The sequence below is a fragment of the Pseudomonas sp. WS 5051 genome, assembly GCF_012985715.1.
Classification (GTDB): domain Bacteria; phylum Pseudomonadota; class Gammaproteobacteria; order Pseudomonadales; family Pseudomonadaceae; genus Aquipseudomonas; species Aquipseudomonas bubulae.
The window spans coordinates 147,799-169,335 of record NZ_JAAQWV010000001.1 but is presented as its reverse complement, the minus strand read 5'-3'; the positions used below and the strand labels follow the sequence as shown (position 1 = coordinate 169,335).

At 58.8% G+C, this 21,537-nt stretch carries 17 protein-coding genes and 2 tRNA genes; 9 read left to right on the top strand and 10 right to left on the bottom strand.

Annotated features, from left to right (window positions below; genetic code table 11):
- Nucleotides 1-42 precede the first annotated feature (42 nt).
- The 8 genes from HBN79_RS00730 to HBN79_RS00695 all read right to left on the bottom strand — a co-directional run bounded on the left by HBN79_RS00730 (nucleotide 43) and on the right by HBN79_RS00695 (nucleotide 8,870).
- Complete coding sequence (locus tag HBN79_RS00730) at nucleotides 43-1,596, bottom strand: iron ABC transporter permease (protein ID WP_095017680.1); 1,554 nt, start codon at nucleotides 1,594-1,596, stop codon at nucleotides 43-45.
- A complete protein-coding gene (locus tag HBN79_RS00725; protein WP_095000959.1) occupies nucleotides 1,596-2,621 on the bottom strand; it encodes an iron ABC transporter substrate-binding protein in 1,026 nt (341 codons plus the stop codon). The genes HBN79_RS00730 and HBN79_RS00725 overlap by 1 nt, the downstream gene beginning before the upstream one ends.
- 233 nt (nucleotides 2,622-2,854) lie before the next feature.
- Nucleotides 2,855-3,946 (bottom strand): cytochrome c peroxidase, encoded by a 1,092-nt coding sequence (locus HBN79_RS00720; protein WP_262372152.1) that lies wholly within the window; start codon nucleotides 3,944-3,946, stop codon nucleotides 2,855-2,857.
- Nucleotides 3,943-6,717 (bottom strand): TonB-dependent receptor, encoded by a 2,775-nt coding sequence (locus HBN79_RS00715; protein ID WP_262372151.1) that lies wholly within the window; start codon nucleotides 6,715-6,717, stop codon nucleotides 3,943-3,945. Before HBN79_RS00715 ends, HBN79_RS00720 begins: the two co-directional genes overlap by 4 nt.
- Before the next feature lie 145 nt (nucleotides 6,718-6,862).
- Nucleotides 6,863-7,831: a FecR domain-containing protein gene (locus HBN79_RS00710; RefSeq protein WP_095017677.1), complete on the bottom strand. Its 969-nt coding sequence runs from the start codon at nucleotides 7,829-7,831 to the stop codon at nucleotides 6,863-6,865.
- A complete protein-coding gene (locus HBN79_RS00705) occupies nucleotides 7,824-8,330 on the bottom strand; it encodes a sigma-70 family RNA polymerase sigma factor (protein WP_095017676.1) in 507 nt (168 codons plus the stop codon). The genes HBN79_RS00710 and HBN79_RS00705 overlap by 8 nt, the downstream gene beginning before the upstream one ends.
- Before the next feature lie 192 nt (nucleotides 8,331-8,522).
- A tRNA-Leu gene (locus tag HBN79_RS00700) sits at nucleotides 8,523-8,609 on the bottom strand.
- Nucleotides 8,610-8,783: 174 nt separating this feature from the next.
- Nucleotides 8,784-8,870, bottom strand: a tRNA-Leu gene (locus HBN79_RS00695).
- Nucleotides 8,871-9,097: 227 nt separating this feature from the next.
- Between HBN79_RS00695 and rnr the strand changes: the two genes are divergently transcribed.
- The 8 genes from rnr to HBN79_RS00655 all read left to right on the top strand — a co-directional run bounded on the left by rnr (nucleotide 9,098) and on the right by HBN79_RS00655 (nucleotide 18,966).
- Nucleotides 9,098-11,761 (top strand): ribonuclease R, encoded by a 2,664-nt coding sequence (gene rnr / locus HBN79_RS00690; protein ID WP_095000963.1) that lies wholly within the window; start codon nucleotides 9,098-9,100, stop codon nucleotides 11,759-11,761.
- On the top strand, nucleotides 11,758-12,522 hold the full coding sequence (gene rlmB, locus HBN79_RS00685; protein ID WP_095000964.1) for a 23S rRNA (guanosine(2251)-2'-O)-methyltransferase RlmB: 765 nt from the start codon (nucleotides 11,758-11,760) through the stop codon (nucleotides 12,520-12,522). The genes rnr and rlmB overlap by 4 nt, the downstream gene beginning before the upstream one ends.
- A gap of 306 nt (nucleotides 12,523-12,828) precedes the next feature.
- Nucleotides 12,829-13,254 carry a 30S ribosomal protein S6 gene (gene rpsF / locus HBN79_RS00680; protein ID WP_003439045.1) on the top strand — a complete coding sequence of 142 codons (426 nt, stop codon included), beginning with the start codon at nucleotides 12,829-12,831 and terminating at the stop codon, nucleotides 13,252-13,254.
- Between the two features lie 28 nt (nucleotides 13,255-13,282).
- Nucleotides 13,283-13,513, top strand: coding sequence for a 30S ribosomal protein S18 (gene rpsR / locus HBN79_RS00675; protein ID WP_003171373.1), 231 nt, complete (start codon nucleotides 13,283-13,285; stop codon nucleotides 13,511-13,513).
- Nucleotides 13,514-13,549: 36 nt separating this feature from the next.
- Nucleotides 13,550-14,446 carry a hypothetical protein gene (locus HBN79_RS00670; RefSeq protein ID WP_095000965.1) on the top strand — a complete coding sequence of 299 codons (897 nt, stop codon included), beginning with the start codon at nucleotides 13,550-13,552 and terminating at the stop codon, nucleotides 14,444-14,446.
- 19 nt (nucleotides 14,447-14,465) lie between these two features.
- Nucleotides 14,466-14,912 (top strand): 50S ribosomal protein L9, encoded by a 447-nt coding sequence (rplI, locus tag HBN79_RS00665; protein WP_003439047.1) that lies wholly within the window; start codon nucleotides 14,466-14,468, stop codon nucleotides 14,910-14,912.
- A gap of 120 nt (nucleotides 14,913-15,032) precedes the next feature.
- Entirely contained in the window at nucleotides 15,033-16,427 is a 1,395-nt protein-coding gene (gene dnaB / locus HBN79_RS00660) for a replicative DNA helicase (RefSeq protein ID WP_016783319.1), read from the top strand.
- Between the two features lie 232 nt (nucleotides 16,428-16,659).
- A complete protein-coding gene (locus HBN79_RS00655; RefSeq protein ID WP_095000967.1) occupies nucleotides 16,660-18,966 on the top strand; it encodes a YgiQ family radical SAM protein in 2,307 nt (768 codons plus the stop codon).
- Nucleotides 18,967-19,316: 350 nt separating this feature from the next.
- Here HBN79_RS00655 and HBN79_RS00650 read toward each other — a convergent pair whose 3' ends face one another.
- The gene (locus HBN79_RS00650; RefSeq protein WP_095000968.1) at nucleotides 19,317-19,517 is read right to left on the bottom strand and encodes a hypothetical protein; all 201 of its coding nucleotides are present in this window, start codon (nucleotides 19,515-19,517) and stop codon (nucleotides 19,317-19,319) included.
- A gap of 332 nt (nucleotides 19,518-19,849) precedes the next feature.
- On the opposite strand from HBN79_RS00650, the gene azu reads away from it, so the two are divergent.
- Nucleotides 19,850-20,296, top strand: a complete 447-nt coding sequence (gene azu, locus HBN79_RS00645) for an azurin (protein WP_095000969.1) — start codon at nucleotides 19,850-19,852, stop codon at nucleotides 20,294-20,296.
- Nucleotides 20,297-20,353: 57 nt separating this feature from the next.
- On the opposite strand, the gene HBN79_RS00640 is transcribed toward azu, so the two are convergent.
- The gene (locus tag HBN79_RS00640) at nucleotides 20,354-21,376 is read right to left on the bottom strand and encodes a DUF1338 domain-containing protein (protein WP_095017675.1); all 1,023 of its coding nucleotides are present in this window, start codon (nucleotides 21,374-21,376) and stop codon (nucleotides 20,354-20,356) included.
- Nucleotides 21,377-21,537 lie beyond the last annotated feature (161 nt).

Genomic DNA, 21,537 nt, shown 5'->3' with positions numbered 1-21,537 from the left:
GCGGGCAAGCCCGCTCCCACACGGGGTATGCTGGATCCGCTGTCAGCGGCTCAAATACATCCTGGTGGTGAGCAAGTACACCGGCAGCCCCGACACCAGAATCAACAACGCCGCATAAGGCGCCGCTGCCGCAAACTCGATATTCGAAGTATGCGACCACACTTGTGTTGCCAGGGTGTTCAGCCCGGTCGGACTCAGTAGCAAGGTGGCGGTCAATTCCTTCATCGCATCCAGAAACACCAGGGCAAAGGCCGCCCCCAGCGCGGGGAAGATAATCGGCAGGGTCACCCGGCAAAATGCCGTAAACGAAGTGGCGCCCAGGGTCCGTGCTGCTTCTTCCAGTTGCGGAGCCGCCTTGTTCAGCGCCGTGCGGATGGGTGCCTGCGCCAGTGGCAAAAACAGCAGCGCATAGGCAATCAGCAGCAATGCCGAAGTCTGGTACAGCGCCGGCACATAATGCAGGGCGAAGTAGACCAGCGCCAAGGCAATCACCAGCCCGGGCAGTGCATGTAACAGATATGGCAAACGCTCCGCCCAGATGGCCAGCGGGCCTTTGTAGCGCACCACCAGCAATCCGACCGGCACAGCCAGCACCAGGCACAGCGCCGCACCGCCCAGGGCCAGTGACAGCGACGAGAACAGAGCCTCGCCAATCTCGGCCAGCGGGAATGCTGCCGAGCTGCCCTTGATCAGCCAGTACGCCAGCATGCCCAGCGGGATGCCGCTGCCAATCACCGCCAGCGCCAGGCAATACAGTTGCCCCGGTAGCGACCACTTGCCCAGGTTCACTTGTTCCGCATGCCGTGCAGCGCCCTGGCCGATACGAATATGCCGGCCTTTGCCACGAACCTTAAGTTCCAGCCATAACAGGCTCAGGCACATCACCAGCAGCACCGCAGACAGCATCGCCGCATTGGCATTGCTGAACTCCAGCTCGAACTGCTGATAAATGGCTGTGGTAAAGGTCTGCAGGCCGATGATCGACAGCGCGCCGAATTCCACCAGCATATGCAGGGCAATCAGCAACGAGCCGGCCAGCAGCGAAGGCCAGAGCAGTGGCAGGGTGATCTTGAAAAACACCCCCCAGCGGTTCTGCCCCAGGGTTCGAGCCGACTCTTCAAGGGCTGGGTCGAGGTTGCGCAGGGTCGCCGCCACCGGCAGAAAGATCAGCGGGTACTTGGACAGGCTCATCACCAGAATGGCACCGCCCAGGCCCTCGAAACTGGCGCTGAGCGATACCCAGGTAAAGCTGCTGACAAACGCCGGCACGGCAAATGGCAGGCACAGGATCACGCCCCACAGGCGCCGCCCCGCCAGGTTGCTGCGCTCCAGCAGCCAGGCCAGGCTCAGGCCGACCAGCGCGCAGGTCAGTGTGACGCCGATCATCAGCAGCAAGGTGTTGCGCATCAGGCCAAAGACATAAGGCCGCCACAACAGGTGCAGGGCTTCAGACCACCCGGCTTGCCAGGCCTTTGTGCCGACATACAACAGCGGCAACAGGCTCAGGCCCACCAGTAGCAGTACGGGCAACAACAGCCAGATCGAAGGCTTTTTGCGAGTGGGCGTAAAGCGTGCAGGTTGAGCGGCTGACAACATCAGAGCAGGCCTACATCACGTTCAAGGTCCAGCGCTTCTTCAGCGTTACCCAGGTCGGCAGGCGTCACTTTCGGCGGTTGCAGCTCTTCAAACGGTTTGAGGCCACGTTCCGAGACCATGCCTTTGCGCATCGGGTATTCAGCGGTGGTGTTGGTGATAACGCGCTGACCTTCTTCACTGGCCATGTAAGCCAGCAGTTGCTGGGCTTCCTTGGGGTGTTTGCTGGCCTTGATCACGCCGGCGCTGGACACGGTGATCAAACCGCCCGCATCACCATCGGTGAAGTAGTGCAGTTTGGAGTCCAGCTGGCCTTTTTCGCGTTGCAGGGCAAACCAGTAGTAGTTGTTGACCAGTACTGCGGCGACTTCACCGTTTTCTACGGCTTTGAGTGCCACCATGTTGTTGGTGTAGGTCTTGCCGAACGCACGCAGACCGGTCAGCCATTCTTCGGCGGCATCGCGCCCGTGCAGCTTGATGATTGCTACGGCCTGTTCCTGGAAGGCACCGCTGGTGGGTACAAAGCCGATCTTGCCTTGCCATTGCGGGTCAGCGAAATCCAGAACCGACTTGGGCAACTGGTCTTCGCTGATCTTTTTCGGGTTGAAGGCGACAACGCGGGTACGCGCAGTCACGCCGATCCAGGTGCCATTGGCGGCCACGTACTCTTTGGGCAGCGCTTGCAGGGTGCTGTCATCGGCCTTGGCCAGAAAGCCCTGTTCGCCCAGGCTGTTCAGAGGCGGCGACTCTTCGGCGTAGAACACGTCCGCAGGCGAGCGATCGCCTTCTTCCATGATCTGGCTGGCCAGCTGGTTGCTGCTGCCTTTGCGCACATTGACGTGAATGCCGGTCTTGGCTTCAAAGGCGGCAGCGAGGTTGTCGCCGACCTCTTTGTGCTGGCCGTTGTACAGGGTCAGCGTCACAGGATCGGCAGCGTAGGCGGCGGGAGCAAGCAGGGTCAGGCCAAGTGTTGCGATGGACAAACTGCGCAGTAGAAATGTCGCAAGCTGGGTATTTCGGAGCATCATTCGCTGGTTTCCTCGCTTGGGTACTACAAAACTTGTAACAATAATAAACGATATCGTTTCTCAAGTGCGCTTGACCCAGCGTCCAATTGCACCAGTGCGACGAAATGTGATGCTGCCGGCCTGTTCTGCTTTTGTGGGAGCGGGCTTACCCGCGATGGGTATGCTGCCGTTTTACCGGTACACCGTGTCGCCTGCATCGCGAGCAAGCCCGCTCCCACAAAGTCAGGCGCTGCCTACAGTGTGTCGAGAAAGCTGCGCAAGGCCCGCAGTTCGTCCTTGTCCATGTTCAGCGCCTTGAGCCGGTCGCTGGTGCGTGGGAACAACGGGTCGTTGACCTGTTGCGCGTTGGGGCGCGGGCGGGGCATGCCCATGTTGTAGAACGCCAGCGTGCCTTCCATGTTCACAAACAGGCCGTTGTGCATCCACGGTGCGGTTTTCATCACCAGGCGCAATGACGGCGTACGAAATGCCCCCACGTCTTCTGGTTTGCGCGTTACTTCGTAGCGCCCGAGGTCTTCGTATTTACGCCCGTAGTAACTCAGGCCGACGTTATGAAACTGCTCGTCGCTCAGCGCCGGGCCGAAGTGGCAGTTCATGCAGCGTGCCTTGGTGCGAAACAGATGCAGGCCATAGAGCTGCTCATCGCTCATGCGTTGCGGGCGCCCGCGCAGCAGTTGCTCGAAGGCGGTGTTGCGCGTGGAGCTGACCAGCGTGCGCTGAAAGGTGGCCAGGGCCTGGGCGGTTTGCTGTGGGGTGATCGGGCCTGGCCCGAAAACTTGTGCAAACTCCTCCCGGTAAGCGCTATCGGTATTGAGCCGTTGCAGCAGTTGCGGGATATCAAAGGCCATTTCCACCGGGTCGACGATGGGGTGCATGGCTTGCTGTTCCAGAGTGCCACCGCGCCCGTCCCAGAACAGCGCCGGGCTGTAGCCGCTCATTACCAGGCTGGGCGCATTGCGTCGGCCGCTCTGGCGGTCATGCCCGAACGAGACGCGGCGGCCATCGGCAAAGGCCATATCGGCTTCATGGCACGAAGCGCAGGCGATTTGCCCGGAGCGCGAGAGCTTGGGGTCGTTGAACAGTTTTTTGCCCAACTCGGCCTTGGCTTCGCTGAACGGGTTATCCGGCGGTGCGGGGGCGTGGGCGGGCAGGGCGGCCATTTCCTGCCATTGCACATCGGCATCTACCTGGGGTGAAGGCCATTGGGCGACGGGCTGGCGGTATTGTTGGGCGATGCAGGTTTTGTAGTCGGCGGCCTGTTCGTCGCAGGCGACTGCGTTCAGGGTCAGGGTGCCGAGGGTCAGGCCGAGGAATAGGGTCTTCAAAATTTATACCCCACTTCCAGCATGAACTGGCGGCCGACTTCATAGTTGAGTACGCCGTTGGTGTCGGTGGAGCTGACGATGGTCTTGTCCAGCAGGTTGCTGACGTCGAGATTGACGAAAACGGCCTGATCCTTGGCGGTGGGCATCTCCCAGGCAACACGGGTGTCCCATGTCAGTGCCCCGGAGAACGGGGTTTCTTCCCAGACATAGACACTGCTGCCTTCGTGCTCGACCTTTTTGTTGGTGGAGGCAATGCGCCGGTAGCCGTCGCGGTAACGCAGGAAGTTGGTCCAGGTCAGGTGCAGGGGCTCGACTTCGGTCACGGTGGTCAGGCGCGCGGTCCAGGGGCGGTTGTAGTTGCTGGCGGGCATGTCGGAATACTTCATGAACTTGCCGTCGTACTGGATCGTCGGGTCTTCTACGTAGATAGCGCCGATGCTGGCGCTGTAGCTGGACAGCCCGGTGTTGTTGATCTTGCTCCAGTCCATCGCAAACTGCGCAGTGGTGCGGGTGCTGCCCAGATTGAAGGGTTGCAGGGGGGTGATGCTCAGGGTGTAGATGTCGGCGTCGCTTTTGCCGCCGTTGTAGTAGGTGTAGTAGTTGGCAGCCAGGGTCGAGGTGTCTTCGGACGGTTCGCCGATTTGCGCGCCCCAGGCGCGGCTGATCTGGTCGCGCCCCTTACGGTTGACGTACTTGACGGCGAACTCGGTGTTCCACTGCACGTGGCTCAGGCCCAGGGTCAGTTCGTCGTCGTAAGGCACTTTGAGCTGGTTGAATTTGCTGTCATTGGCGATGTGCTTGCTCAGCTCCCAGTCAGACGTCTGCGTCTTGCGGGTGTATTCGGTGCTCATCGAGGCAATACCGTCGCGCAGGCGATAGGCGTAAAGGTTGCGTCCGTAGTAACGGTTGGCGCCGGCAGTGAGGCGGGTCTTGCCATCGCCAAACACGTCCAGCTCGGTGGCCAGGCGCGGGGCGAAGGTGATCTGATTCATATAGTTGTCGCCGTCCACCCGGATGCCGGGCCTGACGGTGAGGCGCTTGTAGTGCATTTCGTCTTGCAGATACAGCGCCCATGAACGCGTGTCGAAGGCAATTTTGCCCTGGGTAACGGTCATCTTGTTCGCATACTGGCCAGGCCAGCCATTGATCGTGGGCGCCATTGAGCACAGCGGGTCATTGCCGGTGCATGACGTGGCCTTGTCCACCGCATAGCTGCTGTAGGGTGTGCCGCGCTCATAGCTGGCCGAGTTCTGCGACAGCTCCAGGCCAGTTTGCAGCGAATGATCCACACCCAGCCATTTGAAGCTGTTCCAGTCGGCCTTGAGTTTGTAGGCCAGGGTTTTTTGGGTTTCTTCGATATCGCCAAAACCGCCTTCGGTGGCGAATGCCGAGGTGCTCCAGTCACGGCTGGCCGAAGTTCGCCAGAGGATCATGTAGTCGCGGTCGGAATAGCGTGAGGTATTCAGCTCGCTCCAGCTCAGGTTCTGCTCAACCCGGGCCAGGGGCGCGTTCCACACCAGGCGCGTACTGATACTGTCGCCACCGGCATCCATATCGCGGCCGGACACCAGCGAGTTGGGGCCGTAGGTGCGGGCGGTTTCCGGCGCGTGGGTCAGGGTGGTATCGAGCTTCCAGTCTTCGTTGATCTGCCAGGTGGCCTTGAGGAAGTAGTTGTCGATGCGCCGCGATTGTTCTTCGGTCTCCATTGCCGTTTCGGTCTGGTTGGCCACGGAAAACAGGCGGGTCGGCATGGTGGATTCTTTACGCGAGAAGGTGCCCAGCAAGCCGAAGTTGTCGGTCAGGTGGCCTTCGAGGGTGGCGCGGGTGATGACTTTTTCGAAGTCGGGCTGGTAGTTGTTGCCAAAGCCGGCCTTGAAATTTTCCAGGTCCGGGTCGTCTTTGTTCAGGTGATAGCGGGTCCACTCGGAGCGGGTCATTTGTACCGACACCTTGCCGTGCAGTTCCTTGCGGGGGTCGCGGGTATTGGCTTCGACTACACCGCCATTGAAGCCGCCAAATTCTACCGGCACGTTACTGTCGTAGACCTTGATGTTTTCCAGCAGGTCGGTGTCCAGCGCCAGGCCCTGGCTGCGCCCCGGTATCTCATCGAAGTCGTCGTTGCTGTTGCCCGGGTCCAGGTCGTTGTTCATGCTCATGCCGTCAACGATAAACAGGTTCTGCCAGGGCCGTGCGCCGTTGATGCTGATATCGGCGGGGGCGATTTCCCCCGGGTTTTTGCTGCTCAACTGGCTGTTGTCGAACTGCACGTTGGGGTTGGTGCGCAGCAGGCTGGTGATATCACCGTTGCCCGAGGGCAGGTCCTCGATCATCTGCCGGTCGATCACCTGTTCGCCCTGGAACAGCGGCTCCATCGCCGTGATGGGGGTACTTTTGATTTGCAGCACATCGCTTTGGGTGGGCGGCAGGATTGAGGCGCTGTCAGACGAGGTCACTTCCCATTGCATGCCCGTGCCGCGCAACAGGTGGGCCAGGGCTTTTTCGGGGCTGGTGCTGGCATCGACTGGCGAGCTGGTCAGGCCGTTGAGCACGGTGCTTTCCGCGCTGACCTGCCAGCCTGACTGCTGGGAAAACGCAATCAGGGCGCTGGCCAAAGGCTGGGCCGGGATCTGGAAGTGCAGTTGTTGACGGCTGATTGGCGTGTCGGCTGCCGGGCTGGCAGCGATGGCCAGTGCGGGCAGGCCGAGCAACAGGGCCAGGGACAACGATCGATAGCGAGCAACACTGACACAACGCAAACGCGAAGAAGGCATGAGGTGACCTACGAAATGAAACGCCATAGTCACTAATGCGAATCTTTATCAGTGACGTTCGTAGGTAAAGACTCCCGGGCCTTCAGGATTTCCAGAAATAAGTGAAAATAGTTTCGTTAGCGCAAGCCCGCGCCCGCAGGGAGGCTCAGGGCTTGGTCGAGACGATCAGGGTGTAGGGCACGCTGTCCTGCAGGCGTCCGCCCAATGGGGCAATGGCGGTTTGCAGTGCGCGTTTGGGGTCGCGCAGGTTCAGGGCTGCGGTGATGCGTCGTTGCCCCAGCGCCTTGTCCGTCAGCAGAATCAGGCCCGGCTGATAGCGGCGCAACTGGGTGATCACGTCATCGATCGATTGATCGACCGCCACCAGCTGCCAGCGACGCCAGGGCGCGATTTGCTCCTGGGGCAATTGCACGATGCGCGTGCGCTGGCCGTTTGCAGTGAAGTGCAGTTGGTCGCCATGGCCCAGCAGGTGCGTGGCCGAAACCGATGCTTGCGGCGTTTGTACCGCAACCGTGCCGCTCTCGACGCTGACGTCGACGCCGTTGTCGTCCAGGTTGACCGCAAACGCGGTGCCGGTCACCCGAACCCGCACGTCACCGGCGTTGACGTAGAAGGCGCGGTTGGCATCGTGGGTCACCGAGAAAAAGGCCTGGCCACGCAATAGCGTGACTTCTCGCTGATCGGGGTTGAACTGCACATCGGCAAGCGTATTGCTGTCGAGAAGCATCTGGCTGCCATCGCTGAGCGCCACTGTGCGGTGTTCGCCGGTGGGGCTGCGGTGGTCGGCTTGCATCGCCTGCCAGTCGGGGCCCCACATCAGCAGGGCGCTGGCGGCCACGGCGGCGCCGACCAGTGCGCGTTTGCGCCGGCTCAGGCGCTGGGGTGGGCGTGCCATCGGCGGGGCCGGTGCTGTTGTCGCCGGCAGGGTGAGCGCCTCGCCGCTCAGGCTCCAGACCTTAAGCGCCTTGCGATAAGCCGCGTCGTGCTCAGGGGCGCTGGCGCGCCAGTGGTTCAGGCGTTCGGTCAGTTCGGAGTCTTGAGGGTTCTCCTGGATCAGCAGCAGCCAGTCCAGTGCGGTTTCCCAGATCGGGTTCGGGGGCGGTTTTTCAGTCATCACTCAGTTGTTCCGCGCAGTAGGTCAGGGCGTCGCGGACCAATTGGTGGGCCAGGCTCACGGATATGCCAAGTTGCGTGCCGATTTGCTGAAACGTCAGGCCTTGCAGGCGATGCAATACGAATGCCTGGCGCGTGCGCTCCGGCAGGCGGGACAAAGCATGTTGCAATTTGCGCAATTCGTCCACATGCAAGGCTTGCTGCTCGGGCGAAGGCGCGTTGGAAATGTGTTCGTCCAATGATTCGCTATGGGTGGTGTGGCGGTTTTCCAGGGTTGCCCGGCGATTGAGGTCAAAGGCCAGGTTGCGCACGATACGGTAAAGATAGCCCACCGGTTGTGTCAGCGGGGCGAGGTTGTCCGCGCCCTGGCTGAAGCGCAGCCAGGCGTCTTGAACCACATCTTCTGCCTTGGCCCGGCAGCCCACGATGGGGGCGGCATAGTCGACCAGGGCGATACGATGCGTCAGGTAAAGCTGGAGCCTGTCATTGGTGTCGGGCACGGATATCCAGGAGGATGAGCCAGGGATCTGAAGTTGGCCGGATATTAATGCGGATGAGATAGATTATCAAATACGACCTTTAGGCCGCAGATAAAAGGTATCGAAGAGGGCAGGAAGGAATCCCGGAAACTAAAAAGCCCGCTTTCGCGGGCTTTTTGAGTGGTTGCACAGGGTGAACCTGTAAACCTGAATTGGTGCCCAGAAGAAGACTCGAACTTCCACGACCTTGCGGTCACCAGCACCTGAAGCTGGCGTGTCTACCAATTTCACCATCTGGGCAGTATCAGCAACGTTGCCGCTGTTGATGTGGCGCATAATACGTAGAGCTTTTCGATCTGTAAACCCCTGTTTTAATTTTATTAAATCAGGGGTTTAGCTGACCCGGAATGCAAAAACCCGCTTTCGCGGGTTTTTGTGTGAGGCTGAAGAGTGTACTACTCTGCAATCTCGAATTGGTGCCCAGAAGAAGACTCGAACTTCCACGACCTTGCGATCACCAGCACCTGAAGCTGGCGTGTCTACCAATTTCACCATCTGGGCAGTATCTTCAACGCTGTTGCCGTTGTTGATGGCGCGCATCTTACGGACGAACCTTTGACCTGTAAAGCGTTGTGTTTAAAAATAGTGAAAATATTTCGCGAACGGTTGGTCGACAGCAGCAAAGCGCGTCAGAAAGGACTAATAAGGCCCAGTGTGTGCCTGAAATTTCCCGTTTCAATACGCGTATGCCAAACTAACCCGCATATAGACAAGGTGAAAACTATCTAATGGCCGATTGGCAGACCCTCGATCCCGAGGCCGCACGTGAAGCGGAAAAATACGAAAACCCTATCCCTAGCCGCGAACTGATCCTTCAGCACCTGGCCGAGCGTGGCTCGCCTGCTGCTCGTGAACAGTTGGTGGAAGAGTTCGGTCTGACCACAGAAGACCAAATCGAGGCCTTGCGCCGTCGCCTGCGTGCGATGGAGCGCGATGCCCAACTGATTTACACCCGCCGTGGCACTTACGCGCCGGTGGACAAGCTCGACCTGATTCTCGGCCGTATCAGTGGCCACCGCGATGGCTTCGGCTTCCTGGTTCCGGACGACGGCAGCGACGACCTGTTCATGAGCCCTGCGCAAATGCGCCTGGTGTTCGATGGCGACCGTGCGCTGGCCCGTGTTTCGGGGCTGGACCGTCGTGGTCGTCGTGAAGGCGTGATCGTCGAAGTGGTTTCCCGTGCTCACGAAACCATCGTGGGTCGCTACTTTGAAGAAGGTGGTATTGGCTTCGTAGTGGCCGACAACCCGAAGATCCAGCAAGAAGTGCTGGTAACCCCGGGTCGCAACGCTGGCGCAAAAATCGGTCAGTTCGTCGAAGTGAAGATTACTCACTGGCCTACGCCGCGTTTCCAGCCGCAAGGCGATGTACTGGAGGTTGTAGGCAACTACATGGCTCCGGGCATGGAAATCGATATTGCCCTGCGTACTTACGACATTCCTCACGTATGGCCGGAAGCTGTGCTTAAGGAAGCAAGCCGTCTGAAGCCGGAAGTCGAAGAGAAAGACAAAGAGAAGCGCATCGACCTGCGTCATCTGCCGTTCGTCACCATTGACGGCGAAGATGCTCGCGACTTCGATGACGCCGTATTCTGCGAAGCCAAGCCTGGCAAGCTGCGCCTGTTCTCCGGCGGCTGGAAGTTGTACGTGGCAATTGCCGACGTCTCCAGCTACGTGAAAATCGGTTCGGCCCTGGATGCCGAAGCCCAGGTTCGCGGCAACTCGGTGTACTTCCCTGAGCGCGTGATCCCGATGCTGCCTGAGCAGCTGTCCAACGGCCTGTGCTCGCTGAACCCGAAAGTCGACCGTTTGGCCATGGTTTGCGAGATGACCATCTCCAAAACCGGCGAAATGACCGACTATCAGTTCTACGAAGCGGTGATCCATTCCCAGGCACGTCTGACCTACAACAAGGTCAGCACTATTCTGGAGCAGCCGAAAACCAGCGAAGCCAAGCAATTGCGCAGCGAATACGCTGATGTGGTGCCGCACCTCAAGCAGTTGTACTCGTTGTACAAGGTGTTGCTGGCAGCTCGTCATACCCGTGGCGCGATTGATTTTGAAACCCAGGAAACCCGGATCATCTTCGGTTCCGATCGCAAAATTGCCGATATTCGCCCGACCACCCGTAACGATGCGCACAAGCTGATTGAAGAGTGCATGCTGGCGGCCAACGTGGCCACCGCCGAGTTCCTCAAGAAGCACGAGATTCCTGCGCTGTATCGTGTCCACGATGGTCCGCCGCCGGAGCGTCTGGAAAAACTGCGTGCGTTCCTCGGTGAGCTGGGCCTGAGCCTGCACAAAGGTAAAGATGGTCCGTCGCCGAAGGATTACCAGGCATTGCTGGCCAGCATCAAGGACCGTCCGGATTTCCACCTGATCCAGACCGTAATGCTGCGTTCGTTGAGCCAGGCGGTATACAGCTCCGATAACCAGGGCCACTTCGGCCTGAATTATGAAGCCTATACCCACTTCACCTCGCCGATTCGTCGCTACCCTGACCTGTTGACCCACCGTGCGATCCGCAGCGTGATCCATTCCAAGATGGATACCCCGCACGTTCGCCGTGCTGGTGCGATGACCATTCCGAAAGCGCGCATCTATCCGTACGACGAAGCGATCCTGGAGCAGCTCGGCGAGCAGTGCTCCATGAGCGAGCGCCGTGCCGACGAAGCCACCCGCGATGTGACCAACTGGCTCAAGTGCGAGTTCATGAAGGATCGCGTAGGCGAGTCGTTCCCTGGCGTGGTAACGGCAGTGACCGGTTTTGGCCTGTTCGTGGAACTGACCGATATCTATGTTGAAGGTCTGGTTCACGTAACTGCCTTGCCGGGCGACTACTACCACTTCGACCCTGTGCATCACCGCCTGGCGGGCGAGCGCACCGGTCGCAGCTTCCGCTTGGGTGATACCGTTGAAGTGCGGGTCATGCGCGTCGATCTCGACGAGCGCAAGATTGACTTCGAAATGGCGGAAAAAACCCTCAGTGCGCCGATTGGTCGTAAAAATCGTACTGCTGATGCGCCTAAAACCAGGAATGCAGGCAAGGCCGGTACCAAGCCGACTGAAAAGCCGGTTGAGCCAGCCCCGGCTGCACGTCGCAGTGCGCCGGCCAAGCCCGCTAAAAAATCCTCGGATGATGCTTATCGCCCAAGCGATGCTGCGGCAAAAAACGCCGAGCTGCGCAAAAGCCGTGAACTGAAACAGGCGCTGCTGGCCGAATCGAAAAGCGGCGGTCGGACATCGGAGCCGGGAAAGTCGGGTAGGGGGGCGCCTGCAAAAGATGCGGGCAAGCCTTCCAAGCCGAGCAAACATCGTAAAGGCCCGCCAAAATCGGGCACCGCTCCAGCCGCCAAAAGCGGCGGGGCGCGCAAACCTAAGGCCAAGTCATGAGTCTGGAAAAAATCTATGGCGTGCATGCCGTAGAAGCATTGCTGCGTCACCATCCCAAGCGCGTCAAGCAGGTATGGCTGGCAGAAGGTCGCAGTGATCCGCGTGTACAAACGCTGATCGAGCTGGCCAACGAAAACCGTGTGGCTGTCGGCCAGGCCGAGCGTCGTGAAATGGACGTCTGGGTCGAAGGCGTGCACCAGGGTGTGGTGGCGGACGTGAGTCCGAGCCAGGTCTGGGGCGAAGCCATGCTCGACGAGCTGCTCGATCGCACTGAAGGTGCCCCGTTGCTGCTGGTGCTGGACGGCGTGACCGATCCCCACAACCTGGGTGCTTGCCTGCGTTCGGCGGATGCTGCCGGTGCGCTGGCTGTTATCGTGCCCAAGGACAAATCTGCAACGCTGACGCCGACGGTACGAAAAGTAGCCTGCGGTGCAGCGGAAGTTATTCCGTTGGTTGCCGTGACCAACCTGGCGCGTACCCTGGAGAAGCTCCAGCAGCGCGGCTTGTGGGTTGTCGGTACGGCCGGTGAGGCTGAAGTCAGTATCTATGACCAGGACCTGACCGGCCCGACCATCCTGATCATGGGTGCAGAAGGCAAGGGCATGCGTCGCCTGACCCGTGAGCACTGTGATTACCTGGTCAAGCTGCCGATGGCCGGCAGCGTCAGCAGCCTGAACGTTTCGGTGGCGACAGGTGTTTGCCTGTTCGAAGCCCAGCGTCAGCGCGGCGCCAAGGCCAAGACTTCTTCGAAGAAGAAGTAAGCTGGCTGGCTGTTAAATGTGGGAGCGGGCTTGCTCGCGATGCGTATCACGCGGTGTCTCTGGATGACCGCAGCGATGCCATCGCGAGCCAGCCCGCTCCCACATTGGTTTGTGGCGTATACAAGTAAAGATTGTTCAAATAATCACCAATTGCCTTGCGCCTCTGTTGTCCCTTCTCTACAATTGCGCCCCTTGCCGTCATGGCGGGCGCATATGTGCCTCTCTAGGCAAGACACACAAGTGTCATTCACTCCTTGTCTGACCGCTTTTTAGTTAGCGGCAGGCTACAACCCGTAAGGAGCATTCATGCGTCATTACGAAATCATCTTTTTGGTCCACCCGGATCAAAGCGAACAAGTCGGCGGCATGGTAGAGCGTTACACCAAGCTGATCGAAGAAGACGGCGGCAAAATCCACCGTCTGGAAGATTGGGGCCGTCGTCAACTGGCCTACGCAATCAACAATGTTCACAAGGCTCACTACGTGATGCTGAACGTTGAGTGCACTGGCAAAGCCCTGGCTGAGCTGGAAGACAACTTCCGTTACAACGATGCTGTGATCCGTAACCTGGTCATCCGTCGCGACGAAGCCGTAACTGGCCAGTCCGAGATGCTCAAGGCTGAAGAGAACCGCAGTGAGCGCCGTGAGCGTCGTGACCGTCCTGAGCATTCTGACAGCGCCGATGGCGATGACAGCGATAACAGCGACGCCAGCGATAACGCTGACGAGTAATCCACGGACCTTTTGAGGAGCCAATTACATGGCACGTTTCTTCCGTCGTCGTAAATTCTGCCGCTTCACCGCAGAAGAAGTGAAAGAGATCGATTACAAGGATCTCAACACTCTGAAAGCTTACGTATCCGAGACCGGCAAAATTGTTCCAAGCCGTATCACCGGTACTAAAGCTCGTTATCAGCGTCAGCTGGCCACCGCTATCAAGCGCGCCCGCTTCCTGGCCCTGCTGGCCTACACCGACAGCCACGGCCGCTGAGACCGGGCAGTCGACAAGTAGTAAAGGATTGAAAGCATGCGCGCCTTAGCTGAGTTCATCATGCGAGGCCGTGTGCAGGCCACGTTAATCGTGGCCGGATGTGCGGCATTGCCGTTCTTGTTCTGGTTGAGTGCTGCTGCAGGTAGCCTGGTGCTTCTGCGGCGCGGTCCGAGAGATGCCTTGAGCATTCTCTCATGGGCGTTACTGCCGGCCTTGGTCTGGTGGTTTATCGGAGAGCCCCGCACCCTTATGGTGCTGCTGGGAACTCTGGGGCTGGCGTTGATGTTACGCGCCGGTCAGTCCTGGAATCGCGTGCTGCTGGTCAGCGTAGCGTTGGGTGTGGTGTATGGCGTGGTCCTGGGTACGGTTTTCCGCGAACCCATTGGTGCGATGGCGCAGGAGTTGGAAAAACTTCTGCCGCAGGTCCTCAATGGTCTCTACGACAAGTTATCTGACGTAGAGCGAGCGCGCCTTGGAGCACTGATTGCACCCGTCCTCACCGGTTTGATTGCAGCTTTGATGCAGGTCGTCAGCGTGCTGAGCCTGATACTTGGGCGTTATTGGCAGGCGTTGTTGTATAACCCGGGTGGTTTTGCCAGCGAATTTCGCAGCATCCGCCTACCGCTGGGACCAGCGCTCGTATTGCTGGCGTGCATGCTTGTAGGGCCGAACTTCGGTCCCGAAATGGCCATGCTTACGCCGTTGTGCAGCGTAGCGTTGTTCTTCGCCGGGCTGGCCCTGATTCATGGGCTGGTGGCGCAAAAGCGACTGGCCAAGTTCTGGCTGGTGGGGTTGTACGTCACGCTGTTGCTGTTTATGCAGCTGATCTATCCGTTGCTCGTGGTCTTGGCCATTGTCGACAGCCTGATTGATTTTCGCGGACGTCTGGCGCCGAAAGGCACCGATAAAGACTCTGCGGACGGTGAAGGTTAAAAGTTAAGAGGATTTTCACATGCAACTGATCCTTCTGGAAAAAGTCGCGAACCTGGGCAACCTGGGCGACAAAGTAAATGTTAAGGCCGGTTACGGTCGTAACTACCTGCTGCCGTACGGCAAAGCTACCGCTGCAACCGCTGCCAACCTGGCTGCGTTTGAAGAGCGTCGTGCTGAGCTGGAACAAGCTGCTGCAGACAAAAAAGCTTCGGCTGAAACACGCGCTGCCCAACTGGCTGAGCTGGAAGTGACTATCACTGCCACCGCTGGCGACGAAGGCAAGCTGTTCGGCTCGATCGGCACTCACGACATCGCTGATGCACTGACCGCCTCCGGCGTTGAAGTTGCAAAAAGCGAAGTTCGTCTGCCGAACGGCACTATCCGCAACGTTGGCGAATTCGACGTGGCTGTGCACCTGCACGCCGAAGTTGAAGCAACCGTACGCGTTGTTGTGGTAGCTGCTTAAGCAGTCTTAACTGACTGGCACCTTGTGTGCCGGACGGTTAACATCGGGCACGATCCTGTTTACAGGTCGTGCCCTTTGTCTTTCTGCAGATCCTGATTTTCAAACTAATTCCAAGTGGCCATGAACGATATCTCCGCTCCTGAGCAATACGATCTACAAACCGCAGCCCTGAAGGTGCCTCCGCATTCCATCGAGGCCGAACAGGCTGTGCTCGGTGGTTTGATGCTGGACAACAACGCCTGGGAACGCGTGCTGGATCAGGTTTCGGACGGTGATTTTTATCGACATGACCACCGCCTGATCTTCCGCGCCATAGCCAAGCTGGCAGACCAGAACTCCCCGATTGACGTCGTGACCCTTGCCGAGCAACTGGACAAGGAAGGTCAGACTTCGCAGGTGGGCGGCCTGGGCTACCTCGGTGAACTGGCAAAAAATACGCCGTCGGTCGCCAACATCAAGGCCTACGCCCAGATCGTGCGTCAGCGTGCGACGTTGCGTCAGCTTATCGGTATCAGCACCGAAATCGCCGACAGTGCATTCAACCCGGAAGGGCGCAGCGCCGAAGAAATCCTCGATGAGGCCGAGCGCCAGATCTTTGCCATTGCCGAGGCCCGGCCAAAAACCGGTGGCCCGGTGAGCGTCAATGATCTGTTGACCAAAGCCATCGACCGTATCGACACGCTGTTCAACACCGACAACGCCATCACCGGCCTGTCCACCGGTTACACCGACCTCGATGGCATGACCAGCGGCTTGCAGCCTGCGGACTTGATTATCGTCGCCGGTCGTCCATCGATGGGTAAAACCACCTTTGCGATGAACCTGGTTGAAAACGCCGTATTGCGCAGCGAGAAAGCGGTACTGGTTTACTCCCTCGAGATGCCAGGTGAATCGCTGATCATGCGTATGCTGTCATCGCTGGGTCGCATCGACCAGACCAAGGTCCGGGCCGGTCGCCTCGAAGACGACGATTGGCCGCGCCTGACTTCGGCGGTCAACCTGCTCAATGACCGTAAACTGTTTATCGACGATACCGCGGGCATCAGTCCCTCGGAAATGCGCGCCCGTACCCGGCGACTGGTGCGTGAGCACGGCGATATCGGCCTGATCATGATCGACTACCTGCAATTGATGCAGATCCCGGGTTCCGGCGGTGACAACCGTACCAACGAAATCTCCGAGATTTCCCGCTCCCTCAAGGCGCTGGCCAAGGAATTCAACTGCCCGGTAGTCGCGCTGTCACAGCTCAACCGTTCCCTGGAGCAGCGGCCCAACAAGCGCCCGATCAACTCCGACTTGCGTGAATCCGGAGCCATCGAGCAGGACGCCGACGTCATCATGTTCGTGTACCGGGACGAGGTGTACCACCCCGAGACCGAGCACAAGGGCATTGCCGAGATCATCATCGGCAAGCAGCGTAACGGCCCGATCGGCACCACGCGCCTGGCGTTTATCGGCAAATACACGCGCTTCGAAAACCTGGCGCCAGGCAGTTACAACTTCGACGACGATTAACCTGTCCGGCTTCTGTGGGAGCTGGCCTGCCAGCGATAGCATCGACGCGGTCAATCAGATAGATCGCGCCGCCTGAATCGCGAGCAAGCTCGCTCCCACAGACAATATGCCTGCGCCAATCAATTCCGACCATTGCCGTCGGAATTGGTCATTTTTTGTGCTATATTCCGCGCCCGCGAATTTCTTAGTAAATGCCGCGCCCCCTTTTTTGCACTCAACACCGGTCATCGACATGCAATCAGCCAAGCCTCTATTTGACTATCCGAAGTACTGGGCCGAATGTTTCGGCCCAGCACCATTCCTGCCCATGAGCAGGGAGGAGATGGATCAGCTTGGCTGGGATTCATGCGACATCATCATCGTGACGGGTGATGCCTATGTCGATCACCCGTCATTTGGCATGGCCATCATTGGCCGTTTGCTGGAGTCCCAGGGTTTCCGTGTGGGCATCATTGCCCAGCCGAACTGGCAGTCCAAAGACGACTTTATGAAGCTGGGCGAGCCGAACCTGTTCTTCGGCGTTGCCGCCGGCAACATGGACTCGATGATCAACCGCTACACCGCTGACAAAAAGATCCGTTCCGATGACGCCTACACCCCCGGTGGCATGGCAGGCAAACGTCCGGATCGCGCCAGTCTGGTGTACAGCCAGCGCTGCAAGGAAGCCTACAAAAACGTACCGATCGTACTCGGCGGTATCGAAGCTTCGTTGCGCCGTATCGCGCATTACGACTACTGGCAGGACCGTGTACGCAATTCGATCCTGATCGACGCCTGTGCCGATATCCTGTTGTACGGCAACGCCGAGCGCGCCATCGTCGAAGTGGCCCAGCGTCTGTCCTACGGCCACAAAGTCGAAGACATCACCGATGTGCGCGGCACCGCGTTCATTCGTCGCGATACGCCAAAAGACTGGTATGAAGTCGACTCCACGCGTATTGACCGTCCGGGCAAGATCGACAAGATCATCAACCCGTACGTCAACACCCAGGACACCCAGGCCTGCGCCATCGAGCAGGAAAAGGGCCCGGTTGAAGACCCGAACGAAGCCAAGGTCGTGCAGATCCTGGCCAGCCCGCGCATGACCCGTGACAAGACGGTCATCCGTCTGCCATCGGTCGAGAAAGTACGTGCTGATGCGGTGCTGTATGCCCACGCCAACCGCGTGCTGCACCTTGAAACCAACCCGGGCAACGCCCGTGCGCTGGTGCAAAAGCACGGCGAAGTGGATGTATGGTTCAACCCGCCACCGATCCCGATGACCACTGAAGAAATGGACTACGTGTTTGGCATGCCTTACGCACGTATTCCCCATCCTGCGTACGGCAAGGAAAAAATCCCGGCCTACGACATGATCCGTTTCTCGGTGAACATCATGCGTGGCTGCTTTGGTGGTTGCACCTTCTGCTCGATTACCGAGCACGAAGGCCGCATCATCCAGAACCGCTCCGAAGAGTCGATCATTCGCGAAATCGAAGAGATCCGCGACAAGGTGCCTGGCTTTACCGGGGTTATTTCCGACCTTGGCGGCCCGACCGCGAACATGTACCGCATCGCCTGCAAAACGCCAGAAATTGAATCTGCGTGCCGCAAGCCGTCCTGCGTTTTCCCGGGCATCTGCCCGAACCTGAACACCGACCACTCGTCGCTGATTCAGCTTTACCGCAGCGCCCGTGCCTTGCCGGGCGTGAAGAAAATCCTGATCGCTTCCGGTCTGCGTTACGACCTTGCCGTCGAGTCGCCGGAATACGTGAAGGAACTGGTCACCCACCACGTCGGTGGTTACCTGAAGATCGCCCCGGAACACACCGAGGAAGGTCCGCTCAACCAGATGATGAAGCCGGGCATTGGCAGCTATGACAAGTTCAAGCGCATGTTCGAGAAGTACACCAAGGAAGCAGGCAAAGAGCAGTACCTGATCCCGTACTTCATTGCCGCTCACCCCGGCACTAAAGACGAAGACATGATGAACCTGGCCATCTGGCTCAAGACCAACGGTTTCCGTGCCGACCAGGTGCAGGCGTTCTACCCGTCGCCGATGGCTACCGCCACCGCGATGTACCACTCGGGCAAGAACCCGCTGCGCAAGGTCACGTACAAGAGCGACTCGGTGACCATCGTCAAGAGCGAGGAGCAGCGCCGCCTGCACAAGGCGTTCCTGCGCTATCACGACCCGAAAGGCTGGCCGATGCTGCGTGAGGCGCTGACCCGCATGGGCCGTGCCGACCTGATCGGTTCGGGCAAGGACCAGTTGATCCCGTTGCATCAGCCGGCGACCGACAGTTACCAGAGTGCCCGTCGCAAAAACTCGACGCCTGCCGGTAGCCACAAGGTCGCGGGTGAGAAGACCACCAAGATCCTGACCCAGCACACTGGCCTGCCGCCGCGTGCCAGTGATGGTGGCAACCCGTGGGACAAGCGTGAACAGGCCAAGGCTGCTGCGTTTGCCCGCAACAAGCAGGCTGCCAAGGAGCGCCAGGAAGCAGCCAAGGGCGGCAAGAGCCAGCGCCCGGCCCGCAAGCCGGTAGTGCCGCGCTAAGCCTGCCCTTGTAGATACTCTGTTGCAGGTCAAGCCCTATTGTGGGAGCGAGCCTGCTCGCGAACGACCTTCGCGAGCAGGCTCGCTCCCACAGTTGCAGTGTTCCTTCGGCAGCTGCTACGGTTTTGCGTAAATTGCAGTAAATCAACGCCAGCCTTAGGGCTGGCGTTGTGCTTTCTGCGCGCTGAGAGGCCTGCCACGGGCTTGTAGGCTGTTTGCTGTCGCGGAGTAAGGGAATGAGGTTTGAAGCGTCTGAGGGCGTTCAGGCTAACTGCGAGGATCAGCAGGCGGGCTGCTGATCCTGATCACAGATCCTGTGGGCCGGGTTGTGGATAACCGGGCCGAGGGGGTCAAGCAGTTGGAGCTTTGTCTTCTGGCGCGCCGGTATCTTCTGCGGCGTCTTCACTTTCGCTGTCGACTTCGTGGTCCAGCTCGGTATCAACAGTACCGCCTTCAGCAGCCGCTTTCTTGCGGGCAGCCTTTTCCTCTTTCTTCTGCTCTTTAGCCAAGTCTCTTTGACGCTTAGCGAAGTTATAGTTTGGTTTGGCCATGGGCGATCCTCTTGGGGTCGAAGGTGAGGTTGAGCGGCGCGTATTCTGCCCTGTATTAGTGCTTAGCCGTTAGCTGGGTTTTTGCAAGGTTGCACATTGCGCTAAAAATACGACTCTACACCCACGCAAAAGCCGGTTGTGGATTAAATCTAGTTACTTATTCCCCCAAAATTCAAAATGATGGCCTAAGGTTATAAGCCTGAAGTCCATTCTGGGATGGATTGTGTCGATTGTGGCGATAGACCATGACGCAGATCATATGAATCGATACAATTTTCAGGCAATCTGTATACAGATTTTTGCTTCCCCATACCCTGCCTTGGAGATACACCATGTTTGCCAAAGTTGTTGCGGTATCCCTTTTGACTCTGGCCAGCGGCCATTTGCTGGCGGCTGAGTGCGCTGTAACTGTCGATTCGACTGACCAAATGTCTTACAACACCAAAGAGATCGTCATCGACAAATCCTGCAAGACCTTCACCGTTAACCTGACGCACTCCGGCAATCTGCCGAAAAACGTCATGGGTCATAACTGGGTCTTGAGCAAAAAGGCAGACATGCAGGCAGTTTCTACCGACGGCATTGCCGCTGGCCTGGACAAAAACTATCTCAAGGACGGTGATGAGCGCATCATCGCCCACACCAAAGTGATTGGCGCCGGTGAGAAAGACTCCGTGACCTTCGATGTGGCCAAGCTGAAAGCGGGCGAAGAATATGAATTCTTCTGCACCTTCCCGGGCCACAACTCGATGATGAAAGGCGCTGTGGTTCTTAAATAACACCACGCAAGCCCTTAACAGCCCTGACGTGCCCTGCGCCGTCAGGGCTGTTTGCGTTCAGGCCCTGGAGTCGGTCATCTTGAAAATGCCCTGGGCGTTGCTGCTGTCGAAGTTCAGATCGATGTGGCCGGTATCAGGGTCGATCTTGCGTTGGATGAACTCCACAAATGACCCCGGCACTGCGTGCTCGCGGTACACCCCGGCAGCATCGACCAGGCCGCGGCTGACCGTGTTGGCGCGATAGGCGGTTTGCATCACCCGCCCCGAGGCGGACACTTCGATGCTGTCTTTCATGGGCCGTTGCAAGTCACGTTGTTGCGCCACACAGGCTTCGAGGTCCGGCACGCGATCGGTCAGATGGTTGAAGCTGTTGCCCTCGGTTGCGATCCAGGCCATCTCGGCGCTTTCAGCGAGGAGGCAGTTGTAGTCCGTTTCCTGTACCACGCCATGCTGCCGGCCGAATGCTTGATACAGCCCTGGCAACAGGGCCTGCGCCTGGCTCAGGCTGCAGTGGCGGGTGAGGCTCAGGGTCTTGAGGATGCTGTGGTGTTGGGCCTGCAGCGGGTCAAGGCTGGAACCGACCACGCGGCTGACGGCCTGTTGAAAAGCCTCGCTGAAGCGGCCGGGGTGCAGTTCCGAGACAAAGAACTGGGCGATGTCTTCGGGCAGATCCATTTGTCGGTATCCCCAGCCGGTCATGTTCAGCTTGGTCAGCGGGTAGGTTCGCACATCGGTAAAGCCCAGTGGCTCCAGCAAACGGGCAAATGCCTGGCGGCCGCGGGGCAGTTCGCCGTTGGCAGGCCAGTCCACCGTACGGAGGGCGCCATGGTCGAACACTACCTTGCGGCCATGCTGTGCCTGTTCCTGTACATAGCGTCGGCCTTCAGGCACGGCTTCCACCAGTTTGTGCAGCAGGCACAGGTTCAGTGCTTCGGCGAGCCACACCCGGTGCAGTGCCTGTTCATGCCAGTTGAAGCGCAGCAGCCCTTCAGGCACTTCGACATGCTCACGCAACCAGGCGGTGGCCGGTTGGCCGAGCACGGAATCGACAAGGGAGAACAAAGCATCGAAAGCAGGCATGGGGCAGGGCTCTGGCGACGAAATAGACGTCTATCAAAGCCTTTGGCCGTTGCGGCCACAAGCGAAAAAAATTGCGGGGTTCATTCCGTTTTTTCCGGGAAGGAAAAAGCCCCTCACCCTAGCCCTCTCCCGGAGGGAGAGGGGACGGATTGATGGTGTTC